The 17,897-nt window shown below is 31.5% G+C and carries 14 protein-coding genes; 8 read left to right on the top strand and 6 right to left on the bottom strand.

Annotated features, from left to right (window positions below; genetic code table 11):
* Positions 1-16 precede the first annotated feature (16 nt).
* Entirely contained in the window at positions 17-913 is an 897-nt protein-coding gene (locus EV214_RS02210) for a fumarylacetoacetate hydrolase family protein (RefSeq protein WP_132242258.1), read from the bottom strand.
* A gap of 111 nt (positions 914-1,024) precedes the next feature.
* Positions 1,025-2,128, bottom strand: coding sequence for a DUF3810 domain-containing protein (locus EV214_RS02205; RefSeq protein ID WP_207669605.1), 1,104 nt, complete (start codon positions 2,126-2,128; stop codon positions 1,025-1,027).
* A 400-nt stretch (positions 2,129-2,528) separates the two neighbouring features.
* On the opposite strand from EV214_RS02205, the gene EV214_RS02200 reads away from it, so the two are divergent.
* The 5 genes from EV214_RS02200 to EV214_RS02180 all read left to right on the top strand — a co-directional run bounded on the left by EV214_RS02200 (position 2,529) and on the right by EV214_RS02180 (position 6,717).
* The gene (locus EV214_RS02200; protein WP_132242256.1) at positions 2,529-2,759 is read left to right on the top strand and encodes a hypothetical protein; all 231 of its coding nucleotides are present in this window, start codon (positions 2,529-2,531) and stop codon (positions 2,757-2,759) included.
* 118 nt (positions 2,760-2,877) lie between these two features.
* Positions 2,878-3,606, top strand: coding sequence for a YebC/PmpR family DNA-binding transcriptional regulator (locus EV214_RS02195; protein ID WP_132242254.1), 729 nt, complete (start codon positions 2,878-2,880; stop codon positions 3,604-3,606).
* Positions 3,607-3,781: 175 nt separating this feature from the next.
* Positions 3,782-4,318 carry a flavin reductase family protein gene (locus EV214_RS02190; RefSeq protein ID WP_132242252.1) on the top strand — a complete coding sequence of 179 codons (537 nt, stop codon included), beginning with the start codon at positions 3,782-3,784 and terminating at the stop codon, positions 4,316-4,318.
* Positions 4,319-4,606: 288 nt separating this feature from the next.
* Positions 4,607-5,884, top strand: a complete 1,278-nt coding sequence (locus EV214_RS02185; protein WP_132242250.1) for an ATP-binding protein — start codon at positions 4,607-4,609, stop codon at positions 5,882-5,884.
* Entirely contained in the window at positions 5,881-6,717 is an 837-nt protein-coding gene (locus EV214_RS02180) for a response regulator (RefSeq protein WP_132242248.1), read from the top strand. The genes EV214_RS02185 and EV214_RS02180 overlap by 4 nt, the downstream gene beginning before the upstream one ends.
* 53 nt (positions 6,718-6,770) lie before the next feature.
* Here EV214_RS02180 and EV214_RS19290 read toward each other — a convergent pair whose 3' ends face one another.
* Positions 6,771-6,905 carry a hypothetical protein gene (locus EV214_RS19290; RefSeq protein ID WP_279233094.1) on the bottom strand — a complete coding sequence of 45 codons (135 nt, stop codon included), beginning with the start codon at positions 6,903-6,905 and terminating at the stop codon, positions 6,771-6,773.
* Between the two features lie 461 nt (positions 6,906-7,366).
* Here EV214_RS19290 and EV214_RS02175 point away from each other — a divergent pair, with 461 nt between their 5' ends.
* Together EV214_RS02175 and panF are read left to right on the top strand one after the other, a co-directional pair.
* Entirely contained in the window at positions 7,367-7,672 is a 306-nt protein-coding gene (locus EV214_RS02175) for a YhdT family protein (protein ID WP_132242246.1), read from the top strand.
* A 17-nt stretch (positions 7,673-7,689) separates the two neighbouring features.
* Complete coding sequence (gene panF / locus EV214_RS02170) at positions 7,690-9,183, top strand: sodium/pantothenate symporter (protein WP_132242244.1); 1,494 nt, start codon at positions 7,690-7,692, stop codon at positions 9,181-9,183.
* An 85-nt stretch (positions 9,184-9,268) separates the two neighbouring features.
* On the opposite strand, the gene EV214_RS02165 is transcribed toward panF, so the two are convergent.
* Genes EV214_RS02165 through EV214_RS02155 form a run of 3 tightly spaced genes read right to left on the bottom strand, consistent with a single transcriptional unit; the run spans position 9,269 to position 16,508 of the window.
* Positions 9,269-10,315, bottom strand: coding sequence for a flavodoxin family protein (locus EV214_RS02165; RefSeq protein WP_132242242.1), 1,047 nt, complete (start codon positions 10,313-10,315; stop codon positions 9,269-9,271).
* Positions 10,312-11,553 (bottom strand): lactate/malate family dehydrogenase, encoded by a 1,242-nt coding sequence (locus tag EV214_RS02160; protein ID WP_132242240.1) that lies wholly within the window; start codon positions 11,551-11,553, stop codon positions 10,312-10,314. Before EV214_RS02160 ends, EV214_RS02165 begins: the two co-directional genes overlap by 4 nt.
* 35 nt (positions 11,554-11,588) lie before the next feature.
* Entirely contained in the window at positions 11,589-16,508 is a 4,920-nt protein-coding gene (locus EV214_RS02155) for a nucleotidyl transferase family protein (RefSeq protein ID WP_132242238.1), read from the bottom strand.
* A 348-nt stretch (positions 16,509-16,856) separates the two neighbouring features.
* Between EV214_RS02155 and EV214_RS02150 the strand changes: the two genes are divergently transcribed.
* Positions 16,857-17,897: a nucleoid-associated protein gene (locus EV214_RS02150; protein WP_132242236.1), complete on the top strand. Its 1,041-nt coding sequence runs from the start codon at positions 16,857-16,859 to the stop codon at positions 17,895-17,897.

Raw genomic sequence — 17,897 nt, 5'->3', positions numbered from 1 at the left:
TAAGAACGAATCCTTACTATTCAACTGTATTTGTCAAAGTTCCAATTTTTTCAATATAACATTCAACCACATCACCTGATTTTAAGAACTTAAAAGGTTTAAATCCTAAACCGACTCCTGAAGGGGTTCCTGTAATAATAATATCTCCTGTTCTTAAGTACATGCCTTTTGAAAGGTCACTAATAATGTATGGAATATCGAATATTAAATTTTCTGTATTAGAATTTTGCCTGATTTCTCCATTTATGCTACATTTGAGATCCAATGTTACAGGAAATGGAATTTCACTTTTATGTACTAAATAAGGGCCCATTGGGCAAAAGGTTTCAAGACATTTCCCCCTGAACCATTGTTCATGCTTTCTTTGTAGATTTCTTGCAGATACATCGTTTACGATTGTATAGCCAAAGATATATTCTTCTACCTCTTCTATTTTGATATTGATCCCATCGCGTCCTATAACAACAGCTAATTCAACTTCATAATCTATCATGTCTGTTAATGCTTTATGATTTTTAATCATATCCTGATGGCCTATAGCAGGATGAGCAATTTTTGAAAAGTATATTGGAAACTTAGGAATTTCATCATTTGCCCCTGGCAATCCCACAACCTCTTTTGCGTGATCTATATAATTTTTTCCTAGGCATATTAAATTTCTGCTAGGATAAGGAATTGGTGCACATAATTTAATTTGATCTACAGGAATACCTTCGAAATCAGAAATCTCTAGTATATCTTTTATGCTTTGTATTAGATGATCATCGGATGTTTCTACAAATTCTTTTAAAGTTTGTGGGGCTTCTTTATTAAGTTTATTAAAGATTTCTTTCATTGGAATGATAACCTCTTGATCTTTACTTAAAATACCAGTTTGTTCTATATTGTTGTAAGCAAATGTTGCAAAATACATATGGTTGCTCCTTTCTATATTTCTGTTTATACATAAATAAAATCCATTTGAATATTCAAAAAAGTGATTTTATTATAGTAAAGTTCTATACTGAATAGTCAAATCCTTTATTTATTTCGACATTTTTAAACGATATTCTGCGATTAATAAATCAACCATTCTACCATAACTTTGCACACCATCATTTTGTCTGTTGGATTTAAGATAAGCGTTATTAATTTCAGAAGATGCGCGTTCAATAGGTCCCTCGTATTGCTGCCAAAAGGTTTTGATCGCAGATAAATCTTGTAGTAAACCTTTACTATAACTTTTATGCAGTATAATATATTTTTCTGGATCATATCGAAATAGGGCATTCATGGAATGGATTAATGCGAGCAATGTTCCTGAATATTGAAAATCCACATCAGGATGCATATTACATGCAAGATAAGCAATATAGTTGGCTTCATCTTCTCTAGCAAACCCCCGTTGATGGGCCATCTCGTGGCATGCTGTACTTGGAAGGATAGAATCAGGCATGGCTATATTTACATTGGCCTCTCCTGTAAAGGGAGAGTAAATTCCTCCTATGCCTGCAAAAGATAGTGCTTGTGAAAATACAACCCCTTTCGGGTTTCCATATTTGCCACTAAGTTCAGGATAAATATGTATAGCTATTTCATATCCCTTAGAAGCACGATTAAACATGTCCACATAGCTTGTAGAAAGATTCATGATGCCATCTTTATTTTCATGTACCATATTTCTTAGTTTATTTGTACGATCTATAAGGTCTTCACATACAATTTCTAATTCCATAGAGGAAGCTGGTTTTACATCTAGTTTAGCAATTTTAGAGAAGGGTAGACGATAATAATTTAGCCCCCATAAAACAATAAATAAAAAATAAGCAATACTAATAAAAATAAAGATATTTGTGAGAAAATGGATAACCAAATATTTTCTATGGGATTTTTCTTTGATGATTTTTAAAATGATGCCAATGATCTTCCATACAATGAAAAAGAGAAGAAATAAGAGCATAAATTCAAAAATTGAAAATGGTAAAAAACCAAAAATAATACTTAAGCTCTGTCCGATGAATCTATAGAGATAATTAGAATATATCTTCTCAATAAAAAGAGGGGTAAAAGAAGCGATATAAGATAGTAATATGGAAATAGGGAACAATAAGATACACATGAATTTATAAGGACTTTTGAACTTTTTCATTACCTTTTGCTCCTTTCTAAAATATTAGATATTACTATTATATGCATAATATGAATAAATGTGTAATATATTTTGAAAATGATGTCTAAAACATACGGAAATATTCATAAAAATATTTGAAAAGAGGGAAAATCATGAAATCAATAGCCAAATCATAAGAGAAGCGCCTCTGAATATCAGTTTTAACGCGTAAAAATTTTTCAAGATAAATTAATCCCAAAATGTTAAAGACAAAAGACATAAAAGCTATGTTTATTATAGTACAGATATATTGTTATTTACTATGACACGAGACATACTGTGATGTCAAAAAATGAAAATGAATTAAGAAAAAATAATAAGTACTTTAAAACGACAGAGAAAAGTTACGGAAGAATAGAGACTAGAGAATGTTATATTTGTGAAGATATTGATTGCTAGCACAAAAAAAGATTGGAAAGGGATTTCAGGAATTGGTGTGATTGTATCTAAACGTGAAATTTTAGGAATTACAAGCTTAGAAAATAGCTATTTTATTTATAGTATGAAAGATGTAACAGCTGAAAAAACTTGTAAGAGAGGTATTTGGGGTGAAATGTATGAATGTGTACTAGATGTAGAATATCTCAATAAGGTAATTAATATAATTTAAGCGTTATTGTGGGAGAAATTGCCCTGTGATTAAGTTTGACTTTTATTTACTTAAATTTCTTTTTATGATAAAATTATGGTTGTAATTGCTACGAAAGCTTAAGGAGTGATATTAAAATATGGGTAGACATGGAACGATTGCCAACAGAAAAGATAAACAAGATTCAAAAAGAGCACAGATTTTCACAAAATATGCAAGATTGATTATTGTTGCTGCAAAAGAGGGTGGCGCAGATCCAGAGTATAATGCATCTCTAAAAAATGCAATAGACAAAGCAAAATCTATTAATATGCCGAATGACAATATTAATAGAGCCATAAAAAAAGGTGCAGGTGGAACAGATGGGGATAACTTCGAAAGAATTACATACGAAGGATATGGTCCAAATGGTACAGCTGTTATTGTTGAAGTGCTTACAGACAACAGAAACAGAACAGGTAGTAATGTAAGATATTATTTTGATAAAAATGGTGGAAATTTAGGAACACCAGGATGTGTAGGATATATGTTTGATAGAAAAGGACAAATTCTTATTGAAAAGAAAGAGGAATATAACGAAGATGAGCTAATGGAAGTAGCATTAGAATCAGGAGCTGAAGATTTTGTAACAGATGATGAAGAAGTATTTGAAATCCTTACAGCACCAGAAGATTTCTATGATGTAAAAAATGCATTATCAGAAAAAGAATATGAATTGCTAGAAGCAGATGTAGCTATGATTCCTCAAACAATGGTACAACTCGATCAAGAAGGACAAATAAAAGCAATGAATAAGCTTGTTGATGCCCTTGAAGATGATGATGACGTGCAACAGATTTATCATAACTGGGAGATCACAGAGGAATAATATATTCCATAACTCATTAAAAATGATAAACACATCTTTTATGTAGTTCGTTTAAAACTACAGAAGGTGTGTTTTTTTATACGATTAGAATTAGAAGATTTTTGCTATATCCCTTGTAAAGTTTATTTACTTCTATTATCATAGGAAGTAAATAATTAAGAAAGGGTGAGGGGACATGGAAAAACAAAAAATAGAATTTCCTCAATATACTACAGAAATGATAGAAATTTTAAAGGCGGGACGTGTGCTATTAGTGGGGCAAGGAAAGGATGGATTGCCTAACCCTATGACCATTGCTTGGGGAAGTATTATGTTTTCTTGGAATAAACCTATTTTTGTTGCGATGGTGAGAAACTCAAGATATACATATAAACTAATGGAAGAATGCGATACCTTTACAGTAAACTTCTTTGGCAAAAGACATAGTGAAGCGATGAAGTTTTGTGGAACGAAATCAGGACGAGATTATGATAAATGGAAAGAAATCAATTTAACGCCAGTAAAAGGTAAAAGCATAGATACAGCTGTAATTAAAGAAGCGATGATTAATATGGAGTGTAAAACCATCTATAAGGATGAGCTGAATTTAGACTTTCTTGAAAAATCTATTATTCAGCAAAAATATGATATAAGTGTAAATGCTGAAAATGTTCCTCATACATTTTATTTTGGAGAGATTATGGATATGTATGGATATATACCAGAAAAATAGTACTAAAAAAGAGTAGAAAATTATAAAAGGAATGAATTTATTGCTATCATCATTAGCGTCATAGCGTGTAAAAAGATCACAAACTTTTCATATGTTTTAAACAGTATCTGTAAGTATAGATACTGTTTTTGCATATGAAAATGGCATAAAAGCTTGGCTTTTGTATTTGTTTCTTTAAAGCATTCATTTTATGTTGTTCAAATAGGCGCATATATGGTATGATTTTTAATAAAATAGTGAATAGAATACAGAATAAGAAAAGATTATGATTGTTGAGGATAAAAGGTCATGAAAAATTTCAAGAAAATGGTGATTGTTTCAGTTGTTGTAGCATTTGCTTCGCAAATTAGTGTAAATTTGTTTGTTTCAGATTTCAAAATTTCATTTGCTGTTATATTATTTCCAATATTCCTTTATATATTTCGTGATCTATACGTGATTCCGACGGGTATACTTGCAGGTGGCATGGTTTATTTGGGTAGAATAGTTTCTGATGGAATTGTAAATGGTGTTTATAGTGAAGCTATTTTGATTTATTTTCCAGACGTTTTTTTCTATGGATTTTATGGAATATTTTACAGTATTTTGAGTAAGAAGAATTCTATTTTTAATGAGAATAAGTTATTCTTTATTATGGTTATTTGCGATTATTTATCAAATATGATAGAAATATATATGAGAATGAAAGATGCGTTATTTATATCTTTCATGAAAATTGCAAGTATTTTGTTATTAGTAGCTATCGTTCGCGCAAGTATTGTATGGATGGTGTTTAATGGTATGAACTATTATAAAATGTTTATCTTAAAGAAAGAACATGAAAAAAGATATAGAAAGCTTTTATGGTTAACATCTCGATTGAAGACAGAGATGTATTGGATGGAAAAAAGTATGGATCATATTGAAAAGGTTATGTCAAATGCATATGCATTGTTTGAAAAAATATCACTCGAAAAAGATAGGGATTCGTGGGCAGATTTATCTGTTACAATTGCTAAAGATGTTCATGAGATTAAGAAAGAATATCACTTGTTTTTTTGCGGGGTAGAGGAGATTATAGAGAACAAACTCAAAGATGAAGGGATGTATTTTCAGGATATTATTATCATATTAAGAGAAAGCATGTTTAACGAAATGAAATATCGTAGAAAAGAAATTGATTTTAGCTATCAAATAGGTAAAAATTTTTATACAGAAAAACATTATTACCTTATGTCTGTTCTAAGAAATATGATTATGAATGCAATGGATGCGATCGATGCATCAGAAAGAAAAGCCCAAATATCTTTTAGGCATGATGAAAACGAAAAGGAACATATCTTTCGTATAGCAGATACAGGATGTGGTATAAAGGATGAAGACTTAAAATATATATTTTCTCCGGGTTTTTCCACAAAAATAGATTATACAACAGGATATATTAATAGAGGATTAGGATTAAGTCTTGTGAAAGATATTGTTGAAAAACAGTTCAATGGAAAGATCAAAGTCTGCTCTATTGAAGGTAGGGGTTCAGAATTTGAAATATATATTTCTAAAGAATTGCTAGAGGTGAGTGAAAAATGAAAATACTTATTATTGAAGATGATATTCATGTTATAAAGATCTTAGAGAGGATTATTGAAGAAAGAAAATTAGGAAAATTACTAGGGCATTCTATGGACGGAATAAAGGGATTAGCTGATATTAAAGCTTTAAAACCAGATATTGTATTAGTTGATCTTCTGATGCCAAGGAAAGATGGATTGTCTTTAGTGCAAGAGGTGAAAACAATAAATCCTCAAATACAGTTTATTATGATATCCCAGGTATCTTCGAAGGATATGATTGGAAAAGCCTATAGAAATGGAGTCGAATATTATGTAAATAAACCAGTGAATGCATTAGAAGTGGAAAGTGTTATTCAAAAGGTGATAGAACGTTTGAATATGAATCGCACTTTAAATCAAATACAAAATTTGTTTCATAGCAAAGAAGGTGTTCAAAAAGAGAAAGTAAGAGATTATGAGCATGAAATAAAATTTGTGATGCAAAAAATAGGAATTATTGGAGAAAGTGGAAATAAGGATATTATAGAAATGATTCACTATTTAATTGAAACAGATACAAATATATTGGATTATACCATGGAAGAATTATGTAGACACTTTACAGATAATCCAAAATCAATGGAACAGAGAATTAGAAGAACAGCTTATACGGGCATGGTGAATATTGCAAATTTAGGGATTGAAGATTATATGCATGAAATATTTGTGGAGTACTCTAATAGTCTTTACAATTTTGAACAAATTAAACGAGAAATGGACTATATTCGTGGAAAAAGTAAAAAAAGAGGCAAAGTGAATCTTAAAAAATTCATTGACGGAATAGTTTTTTATTGCAAAAATCTTTCATAATAAAATCTTTTATGTAAATAGAATTGGGTAGATTACCCAATTCTATTTTGAAATTAACATTTGCCGAAAAAACTATCGAATCCCCCACAGAAATAAAATAGTATTACTAATAATAAGAAGAAAAACAATAAGTTATCGTCACACCCGCCAAAAATGCTACCGATACCACCGCATTGTTTATCAGCCATAAAATGCCACCTCCTTTAGCAAATTTTTAAGTAAAATTTAAATATGTGATATGTTCATTAATATAAAGTATGCGGGAGCTATGATATGTGTTACATATTAAGAACTATATCTCTTTAATGAATAGAAAAAAGACCAATACATATGATTAAATATAATTTAGTCAATAAATTGGATTATTGCTGAAACAAAGAAGAAAAGAGAAGAAATTGAAGGAGATAAAATATAGAAGAAAAATCAAAAATGAATAATATTAGATTATAATGGAAATAATGGTATATGTTTGGAGTGCATTAAAGTATAACGAGAGTATACGATGCGCTTTTTTTTTATTTTAAAAAATATTTGACAGGATAGAGTAGTCCTTATATTATAGAAAGGTGCTATAGATAAACCACTTAAAGTAGTAAGGGGCTTTTAAGAATCACATAAAGAAATAAGAAAAAATTAAGGAGGTTAGATGATGGGAGAAAACAATAAAAATGAAGAATTTATAGAGGATCCACGGTATAAACAATGTAATAAAGAAGCATTAATAGGTATAGGACTAGGTATTTTGAACTTAATATGGTGGTTTGGTTGGGGTTATGGACTCGGAACAAAAAATACAGACGAATATACTTATGTAATGGGATTACCTATGTGGTTTTTCATGAGTTGCATTGTAGGGGCTATATTATTTTCAGCTTTGGCAATTCTTATGGTAAGTAAATTTTTTAAGGATATGCCCTTAGGGAAAATTGATTTAGAAGATGACAACAACATATGAGAGAGGTGTTTTGACAGATGACAAATACGAATTGGAATGTTTTAATGCCATTAATTTTTTATTTTATAGGGGTATTTGTAATAGGATTTTATAGTATGAAATTTGTATCAAAAGCGAGCATACATGAAGGGGAAGAAAATGGATTTCTTTCAGAATATTTAGCTGGAGGAAGAGATCTAGGTGGATTTGTTTTAGCAATGACTCTTGTCACAACATATCTGAGTGCAGGAAGTTTCATAGGGGGCCCAGGGGCTGCTTATACTTTTGGTATGGCGTGGGTTTTTCTTGCCATGACACAAATGCCTACGGGATATTTTACTTTGGCAGTTTTAGGGAAAAAATTTGCAATTGTGGCTAGAAAAATCAATGCAGTAACCATTACAGATTTTATTAGGGCGCGCTATAAAAATGATGCGTTAGTTATACTATGTTCCATTTCTATTGTAGCATTTTTTATAGCAGCAATGGGTGCACAATGGATTGGAGCTGCAAGACTGATTGAAGGATCTGTTGGTATACCTTATAAGATAGCGCTTGTGTTTTTTGCAATAACTGTTTTGATGTATACAACGATTGGCGGATTTAGAGCCGTTGCCCTAACGGATACATTACAAGGCGTGATTATGACTATGGGGACCATCGCACTTTTTGTTGCAACCATCCATGCTGGAGGAGGAATTTCAAATATTATTCAAAAAATGCATGCAATCAATCCAGGGTTAATTACTCCCTATAGTATAAAGGAAGGTTTTGCTACAAAGGCATGGGTTACATCCTTTTGGATTTTAGTAGGTTTTTCTGTTGTAGGGCTCCCGAGTGTAGGGATGCGTGCTATGAGTTATAAAGATAGTAAGAGTCTTAAAAATGGAATTATTTATGGAACGGTTGTTTCTATGGTTTTAATATTAGGAATGCATATGATTGGAGCATTTGGAATTGTTGTAGTACCTGGGATTGGTTCTGGCGATTTAGTTGTTCCGACCATTGCAACAAAATTATTTCCACCTTGGGTTGCAGGAATCATTTTGGCTGGACCATTGGCAGCGGTTATGTCTACAGTAGATTCTCAATTATTAATTGTTGTAGGGGCTATTGTCAATGATCTATATGCCAATTACATAAATCCTAGAATTAAGAATAATGCAAAAGGCATGGCAAAAGTAAGTTTTGTAAGTGCCATTATTGTTGGTATTTTAGTGTTTATGACTGCATTTAATCCACCAACTATTATGGTGTGGCTAAATCTTTATGCAAATGCAGGACTGATTTCAACTTTTATTTGGCCTATCATATTGGGGCTTTACTGGAAAAGAGCAAATACACCAGGTGCTTTTGCATCTATTATTACAGGGGTTGGTAGCTATATCTTGTTTAGTAAAATGTGGCCAAGACCATTAGGCATGCATACAATTGGATTGCCTTTAATTTTATCATTTATCGTATTTTTTATTGTGAGTTTAAGTACAGAAAAACCATCGAAGGAGATTATCAAAACTTTTTGGGGAGTTTAGGGATAAGAGATAAACTTTTTAAGGAAGAGCTGGATTCAGATGAGATTAGAATTACTCATCTGAATCCTTTATTAATAAAATACAACTATGCTTTGATTTCCATTATTATATTTTTTGCAAAGCTTTTTGCGTGTTCTTCAATGTGTGATATGTATTTTACGGTCTTAGGATCATTTGCTGTGGCCATTTGTGCAAAATAAGGAGGCAGTCTGAATCCTTTATTCATGTTTAAGGCATCAATGAGCTGTTTTGCAACAGAGTCACTACCTGAACTACCTGATACAATTACTGAAAAGAGTGTTTTATCATAAAAAGGTGTTTTTCTATACAAAGAGGTTAATCGATTAATTACAGCCATAAGATTCGCAGATACAGCATCATTATAATTTGGACATAGCCAAAAAATAGCATCTGATGCTTCAATAGCTGGCAAAATTTCTTCCACCATAAAACCGCCATAAAAACAGCTGCTTTGCTTACTATAATGGACACATGTTTTAAAAGAACAGCCAATACAATCTTTAACGGTTCCATTTTCAACATGTAGTTCTTTTATATGGCAATGATTCAGATGTTTTTTGATCATTTCCCAAAGCATAAGTGTATTCGATGTTTTATAGGAACTAGAATGTAGTGCAAGGATCTTTGGGTTAGTAATCAACATAGGATCATCTTTCATTAGTCGATCTACAAGATTTTTGCAACGGTCATAACAAATTTCTTCTAATGATAAATCATAAATTTTTTGCCAGGCACGAAAATTATTGAAATTTTTTGTTGCTTCAACCATCGGATGACCTATAAAGCGACAGCCTAATTGATTGGCTAAAAAAATAATATTTTTAGATATACTTTTTGTATAAAGATCATTAGGACTATGAACGATAATGCCTGCAGAAGAACCAGAAAGGGCATCATGACCTTTTGCATATAATGCTGAAAGGATTTGGAAAAATGAGGGATTAAAGCCCAATGGATCTAGTTGCACAGCAAAAAGTATTTTTTTATTTGTTAAATCAGGAAGTGAATTAGGGTGTTTAATGATGACCGTAGGTACATGATTTGTTGCAGCTTTAACCATCTGTGATAGAGACTTAGATATTTTCCCGGGAATAATAATATTTAAGCTCATAGGATATTTCTTAAGCGTTCAAAAGTATTTTCTAATTTAGTAAATAATGGCTTTGGTAAATCTAATCTTTCAATTTCTATTCCCGTAGGATGTAATCTGTTTTTTGCACCCATAAATACACCGCCCATATAAGTAGCACTATAATGCCATTGCCCCTTTATTGTAGCAAGTATGGAATAGCTACCTGAAGATAGGGCAGGAGCAATAAAAGGTTTAAAACCAGCAGCACGAACTTGTAAATTTGCTTTTTTTGCCTTTTCTGTTAGTTCAAAAGAGAGATTTTCATTATAGTTGTGAATGTTATCAGCAATAATCAACCCTTCCCCATGAGGACCAAAAGCCCTTCCATGTGTTAAATAATGATGAGTTTGCGGATTTCGCTTAGCATAATAAGCGGCACGTGCATGCATAACGCCTAGACCATAGCCTCTGATTTGCTCTGCACCTAATCCTTTAAAATCTAAATGACCATGATCGTCTTTATTACTTTCTAAAAAGGCAGACTTACATAGTAAATCTACAGGATCTGATACAACTGAAAATATGCCTCTGAAATTTTTATTCCGTGCCATTTTTGCGTAAGCTTTTAATATTTTTGCATTTCCTTCAAATTGTACAATGCGAACATCTTTCTTCTCATCACCTACAGGTGGAACACCTACAGAGATGCAGAAAACAAACATATCACAATCAAAAATATCTTCTTCATGAAGGATAGATACATTTGGAATACTTTCCTCACAACAAGGTGGTAATACTTGATTGACTTCGTGTTCCCAACGTTTTAGATGATTTTCGTTTCTATCATAAATACCGATTTCTGAAATATGATTGGCACCTAATAACCGAAGCCCTGTTATAAGGGTTCCACCTACATCACCCATACCTACTACGTGAATTTTCCATTTATTAGGCATATTCAAATCTAACACATCTTGCCAGTTGGGATAGGATGTATTAATCGATGTAACTTTTCGTTCATTCATTTTGATAATTAGCCAATTTGGCATCATGGTATGTTTTTCTTGTTTTTTTAGAAGATCGATGTTCTCTTCTTCTAAAAAGGCAAGAGATGGATCACTTACACAAAAATTTCTTCTAGAATTTTCAAGATCTAATCTATGTAATAGATAGACCGTATCCTGGGATGTTTTTGCATAGTCTTCCGACACTTCTTTTAAATGAGCATATTTTAGTGTTGAAATCAGTATTTTATTGTTTAAGGTGTAATAGTACATTTTTTTCCTCCTTTGATAGGAATAAGTGTATATGGCTAATCTAATAGGGTTGTTTCTAAACGGTTTAGTAAATCTAAATCATTTTCTAAATAATAAGATGGACTATAGTTTAAATCATAATGCATATTTTTCCCATGATCTGGACATCTTGGGGATATAAATACTTCCCCTAAGGATGCTAGGGTTAAGTTTCTTTTGTGGATATAATGGTATTCAGTTTCAATCACTTTTAATATATCAAGTGCATTTTGAATGCAAACTTTTGAAAAATTATATTGGGAAGCTTTAGAAGCATCCTTAATAAATGTAGGAGATGTAAAGGGCAGTATTACATTTATGGATGGTACTAAGTTTCTTTGAGGGGTAGTACCTCTCCATATCGTATCTCCTCCGAAAAATGGATAGAGCATATTTTCATTAAACCAAGCTTTAAGCTTAGGTATATAATAGGCACAATCAACTTTTCTATTTTGTCGATGCATAAGTTCCTTTCCTCTAGCAGATAGTATCCCCACAATGGTTTTTTCTACTTTGATATTTTCTTTATTTAAAAGAGGGCTAAGGACATTATTTCTATAGCCTTTATGTAAAATATCATCGACGAGTATGATCGGCATATTAAAGGAACGAAGCATTTTTATTTGAAATTCAAGATCTGTATAGTGAGGAAATGCACCAATCATAAAACCTTTCATATGTGGTAGAAACAATTTTTCTGTATGCAGTGATTTAGTAACTGTATTGGGGATAATGGATTGCTTTAATATCTTACCAAAAGGAACACACATGGCAGAACCTAGTTTTCTTGGCGTTAATGGGGTTGTAGGCACACTATTTACTGCACAAATTTTTTGAACCAATGTCTCATAAAGGACATTTCTGTCAAAGGATAAAATCAAATTACCTGGATATAAGTTTGTGAGTGCCTTTTGAAGTTTTTTCCTAGAAGCGAGGATTGCTTTTACTATCTTTGGATTACTTCTAAAAGGTTCTTTAATAATTCCTTTCATATCTAGATTTAGTGTACAAGGGGCATTCATTTTTACGGTGAATATAGGATTTTTTTGATCGCCAAAAGGCAATTGCTCAAAACCTTGAACTGTTAGTGTTTCTGCTAAAGAGGAAGAACTATATTCCCCAATCATATTATGAAAAACTGCATACTCATAATCTTTAGACAAAGCAAATGCTAAGGTTTCAGTAAGGAGTATTTGTTCTAGGTTCGTATGATTTGATGAGGGATGCACAAAAATACCATCAATCATAGCAATCCTACCAATAGAATGATCACGAATATATTCTGAAACAGTACTTTCTTTTAAATCATAAAATAAGGTGTTCAATCTAACCCAGTGATGGGCTGAAAAGCCTATGATTTTTCCATTTTGTGTCATATCTCGTACAATTAATAATCTTGCAGAAGGCTTATGGAAAAATCCAACGATTTTTTTTTGTGCTTCTGAAGAGTCGTGATAAAAGCTTGTACATAGATCACGAATCATGTTTATATCAAAGTTTTTGATTGTTTCAATTTTTAGTGATATGCCTTCCATTAGGGTCTTATGTTGTGATTCTCTTTTATAAAATCCATTTCCATAAATATATTTTTGTGCTAATGGATCAATCAAGCTAGAAAGATCTCTGTTTTCGTCAATATAGTTTCGAATTTGTGTAGCACTAATTTCATCATAGGGTGAAGGAAGTGATAAAATAGTAACCTGACCATCAATTTGTCTAATAGCAGAAGAGAGTGCACTATTATTTTTCATAACAGGTAAAAGATCACTTTTTTCAAAAATAATATGGGGAAAGGTATGTATAGACCCTTTGTTTTTTTCTGCTTGATAGCTTGTGGCATTTAAAATAACGTCACTCCCCATAACCATATGAACCTGTGAATGAGGAAACATGTTCTTAAGTGTATCTAAATCCCTTTGATTCCCAATGTTTATTGGAAAATCTTCAGGATATAAATAAATATTCAACGAATCAGCAATGGACATATTTGCAATATCTTTTCTAAGGAGATGAGGAAGGGTGTGCTTTGACCATGAAAATTCATCAATGGCAAGATAAACCTCAAAACCGCGATCTCTTACAGATTTTGCAATTTGTTTATGAATCAATGAAAATGGGTCAAAGGTACCTGGAAAAAAGGCTACTTTTTTAGGAATAGAGCCAGGATCTCCTTGTAAAAATAGATTATTAGCAATAAATCTATATAGATGATGAAGTGCAGCGGCATTTCCTAAAAATAACAAAGTTTCATCTTGATGGTCTGTTAATAATGTGAGCATTTTTTTAGCAATCAATTTAAAAATCTTGTTTTTTTCTTCAATCTGTAGATTCGTCTCTCCGAATATGCCCTTACCGATGACTGTAAAGGCTACTTGTTTTACGCGAACATGTGCATGGACTAAACCTTTTAACAAAACACCAAGCATTTTGATGAGGCGTACATCATATTTATTTTCACCCTCATGGAAGATGGTTAAGTATTTTGAATAATTTGCGATAGCCACACCTATGGTTTTGAGAATTAAACCACTAAGAATAGCATTAGATTGATTTAATTTTTCAATAAAGTCGTCAATGATTTCATCTAATTCTATGGGCTGAAGCGTTAGAATCAATTGACCAAGAAAAGGCGGTATATATTCTGTAAATTGGTAACCATCTAATTCGAGGGCACTGAGTAATTCAACGGCTACTTCATTTCTCTGTTCAAAAGATAAAAATGAAATAATTTCCAAAACTCCTTCGCCAGCACGTGTTCTTGTTCTATCCGAAGCACTGACTTTTAATAAATTGCAAAAATGTAGTGCTGTTTGAAGTCCACTAATTTCTGGATTATTACGTGCATGATTAAGCAAAATTTCTATTTGCACTTTCTTTATAACAGGTTTTGTAGCTACTTTTAAATTGCTTAAAAACATGGAAGATACAATGTTTTTATCGATTTTAAAGAAATCTGTGTATTTTGTAACAATAGAAGGATCTAGATTTAATTCTTTTATGATCTTAAGCTTTAGAAAATTTTCTGATGCAGATTTACAAGGTGTATTTTCACTTGTAAGGCTGGAAGTAATTTTTTTAATGAATTTCTTATGGGCACCCATATGCGGGAGCAATATGTAAGTAGCTTCTAGTGCGGCAATCCTTAAATCATGTTTTTTTTCTTTTAACATTTCAAATAAAAAGTTAAACAAAATGTCAATGCGGGCGTCACAGATAGAAATAGGAATATGTTTTAATGTTTCAAGAAGATAAAAAGCAATATCATTTTTTCCGTAAATATTTTGATCATAATACTTTAAAAGTAGAGTGATATATTCGTGTGCTTGATTTTTCAATTGATTATTTTCTGTAAGTGTACAATGATTAAATAGAGATGTAATCATTGTACTTAGGCTATAACCAATCCATTTACGATGCTTAGGAATGATTTTAGGGTCTGAAAAGATGAAAAGCTTTAAATATTTTTCGAATAAGTCTCTACTTGTGATACTTGTGGGAGATAATATTGCATTTTTAGGAAGTTCTTTTCTGTAAACCTCATCAAACAAAGCAATCAAAGCACCCATAAGTGCTGCACAATGTTTTCGGATATCATCTTCTGGATGAATTAAATTTTCATACAAGAAATTGATTGTAATGCGCTTTTGTTTTTGAGTCATATAGGTAGAATATTCCTCGAAAATACGCAAATATTCTCGGAAATTGGTCCAGTCTTTTTCACTACGTGCTAATTGCAATATGTTTTCAAGGGCATATTCGTCACGCAGTAGATACATAAGATGCACATTATGATGAAAGGAAAGATGTTTGATATGGTTCACGATCTCTTTTCCTTGAATGAGGGCATAATGGGGTTTATGGGCTTTTTTTTCTACAAAATGAGCATTTAATGGAATGGATACATCTACATATACACCTAAATGGAGCATATAATTTTCGAAATCTTTTAATTTTTCATATACACGGGCATATCTATTTTTTTTCGTTTGATCTACATTATCTAGTTTTTCTAAAATTACAGCAAAGGAATCTGATAGATTATATATATGCATTTTTATATGGCCAGAATTGTCCATGAAATTTTTAACACGAAAATCTGAATAAATAAGTATGAGAGATTCTAATGATAAATTTTCTAATTCTAAATCCCATACAGAATGGTTTAATGCAATATGGCGAATGTAAACGATTTTATGATTGCTAAACCATAAATCTGTATAATAGTAATGAAGATAAGGAACGCGATGTTGTTCTTCATTGGTACAGCCATATTTTCCAATATCATGTCCAGCTGTTGCGCCAGATACCCTTCCTAAATCTATGGGAAGGCCACAATTTTTTAGTTGCCTTGCAATAAAAAGAGAAAGATAGTGGACACCACAGATATGATCAATCGTATTATATCCTGCAACTTCATGATTAAGTTTCATCATTTCATAAACATAATCACTGTAAAAGGCAGTTAAAAACTGTTTATATTCAATAGGATTTTCAAGATCTTTTATTTCTTCTTGTGATAAAAAGGCTAAAGGATACTGACTTTGCCAAGTATTGTCCTTAGAAGATTTTTGAAATTCGGATAGAATCCTTAGAAGATCCAAATATAAATAACAAGCACTGTCAAGGTTAGGATCTAAAGAAATCTCTACAGCATGTGGAAAAGATTTTTGCAGGGTAAACTGATAGAGATAATAAAGCCAATCTTTTGGCACATTTTCTTTTGCCAATGTATTGAGAATGTTTTCACATAAATGAAGTGTAGCATGGCAACTATAATCGTTTCTTGTAAGGATATCTTCTATACCATTTAGAAAAGATAAACCTTCAATATGCTTTTTAATAAATGTTTCATTCAAAGATAATTTTTCTAGCCAGTTTGGATTTAAAAATGTATTATAAATCTTATTGTATAATTCTATAACAATCAAATTTTCCATGAAAGCCTCCTTAAAGTGAGTATAAAATAATAGTATTAGGCGATTTATTTTTGATTATTCCTTAATTCAAGAATTACTCTAATAAAGACCTCAAATTCTTATTATAATTATTATAACGCAAATACAGGAATTTTGTAACAACTATGAAGTGTATACAATAGAAACTATAAAGAAAAATTGTTGGGGTTACGAAAATGAAAGCAAAACATTATGGAAAAGAAATCGTATACGATTTTTTTTAGGGGAATTACTTTTAAGCATAGGGGAACTATAGTATAATTTAGGGATAAGAAGAATAATGAAATTTAAATATTTTATGTCTATAAAATATAGTGAGAGAGGGAAAGTATGAGGAATATAGAATCGGTGATGGTTAAAAAGGCGATTGTTCATGTATTAGATCGAAATGGGGATGAACCCATACTTACAGATTATGAACAGGAAATACAAGAAGACATCCATGAGTTTTTAGAAAAGCATATTATTAAATCTTTACAAGATGAAGAAAATAGGAAAGCTAAATTTAGAGGTGGAATAGGTGTCGTAAAGAATGCGTGCCAAGAAGTATTTGAAGATGAAGAAAAATTTGTTGAAGGTTCAAAAGTGATTGCTGAGCAGCTTTTTAAAGCCATGAAGCGCAACAATAACATTTCCTCTGCGGACCTGGTAGTATGTTTATATGCAGTGGGTGATGAAAACTGTATAGGGGTATTAAAATTAGATTACAAAAAATCTTTTATACATAATGTAGAATTTATTGATGACAAATTAAAAATTTCTATTATTCCCCAAACGATTAGTCTTCCAGGGCTTAGTCAGCGGTTACAAAAATGTGCTTTCATAAAAGAAATAGATGAAGAAGATGAATATGATATGATTGTTTTAGATAAACAAGTATATGGCAATGATGAAGATGGAGACATTGCGCAATTCTTTATACACGACTTTTTAAATTGTAATATTTTAGTAGATAATAGAGATAAGACAAAACTTTTTAAAAGAGCGACAGAAAAGTGGACAAGAAAAAATTTGAAAGAAGATATTGAAAAAGCACAGGAGGTAAGAGAGGAAGCCCTAGCATCTTTAAAAAATTGTGCAGAAATTGATGTGGAAAAGTTTAGCCAAAATGTTTTTGGCAATGATGCGGAGATGCAGCAACATTTTATTCAACAATTAGACCAAGAAGGATTACAATTAGAATCTTTTGATATTGATAAAGCCTGGGTTGAGAAGAAAATGAAGAAGAGGGTCATAAAAACAGATACAGGCATAGAAATAAAAGGGGAATACGAAGATATTGAAGACAAAATGAAGTTTGAAATCATAAGAAATGGTGGGGGAACTGTAAATATTATTATTAAAAATGTAAGAAACTTTCATGAACGCTAA

The organism is Marinisporobacter balticus (assembly GCF_004345705.1).
In the GTDB taxonomy this organism is placed as follows: Bacteria; Bacillota; Clostridia; order Peptostreptococcales; family Thermotaleaceae; genus Marinisporobacter; species Marinisporobacter balticus.
This window is presented reverse-complemented; position numbering and strand designations above follow the sequence as displayed.

Excerpts from the sequence above, each read along its gene's own strand:
- EV214_RS02165 (WP_132242242.1), bottom strand. The coding sequence starts at position 10,315 with ATGAGCTTAAATATTATTATTCCCGGGAAAATATCTAAGTCTCTATCA.
- EV214_RS02185 (WP_132242250.1), top strand. The coding sequence starts at position 4,607 with ATGAAAAATTTCAAGAAAATGGTGATTGTTTCAGTTGTTGTAGCATTT.
- EV214_RS02180 (WP_132242248.1), top strand. The coding sequence starts at position 5,881 with ATGAAAATACTTATTATTGAAGATGATATTCATGTTATAAAGATCTTA.
- EV214_RS19290 (WP_279233094.1), bottom strand. The coding sequence starts at position 6,905 with ATGGCTGATAAACAATGCGGTGGTATCGGTAGCATTTTTGGCGGGTGT.
- EV214_RS02195 (WP_132242254.1), top strand. The coding sequence starts at position 2,878 with ATGGGTAGACATGGAACGATTGCCAACAGAAAAGATAAACAAGATTCA.
- EV214_RS02155 (WP_132242238.1), bottom strand. The coding sequence starts at position 16,508 with ATGGAAAATTTGATTGTTATAGAATTATACAATAAGATTTATAATACA.
- EV214_RS02150 (WP_132242236.1), top strand. The coding sequence starts at position 16,857 with ATGAGGAATATAGAATCGGTGATGGTTAAAAAGGCGATTGTTCATGTA.
- EV214_RS02210 (WP_132242258.1), bottom strand. The coding sequence starts at position 913 with ATGTATTTTGCAACATTTGCTTACAACAATATAGAACAAACTGGTATT.
- EV214_RS02205 (WP_207669605.1), bottom strand. The coding sequence starts at position 2,128 with ATGAAAAAGTTCAAAAGTCCTTATAAATTCATGTGTATCTTATTGTTC.
- EV214_RS02190 (WP_132242252.1), top strand. The coding sequence starts at position 3,782 with ATGGAAAAACAAAAAATAGAATTTCCTCAATATACTACAGAAATGATA.
- EV214_RS02175 (WP_132242246.1), top strand. The coding sequence starts at position 7,367 with ATGGGAGAAAACAATAAAAATGAAGAATTTATAGAGGATCCACGGTAT.
- EV214_RS02160 (WP_132242240.1), bottom strand. The coding sequence starts at position 11,553 with ATGTACTATTACACCTTAAACAATAAAATACTGATTTCAACACTAAAA.
- panF (WP_132242244.1), top strand. The coding sequence starts at position 7,690 with ATGACAAATACGAATTGGAATGTTTTAATGCCATTAATTTTTTATTTT.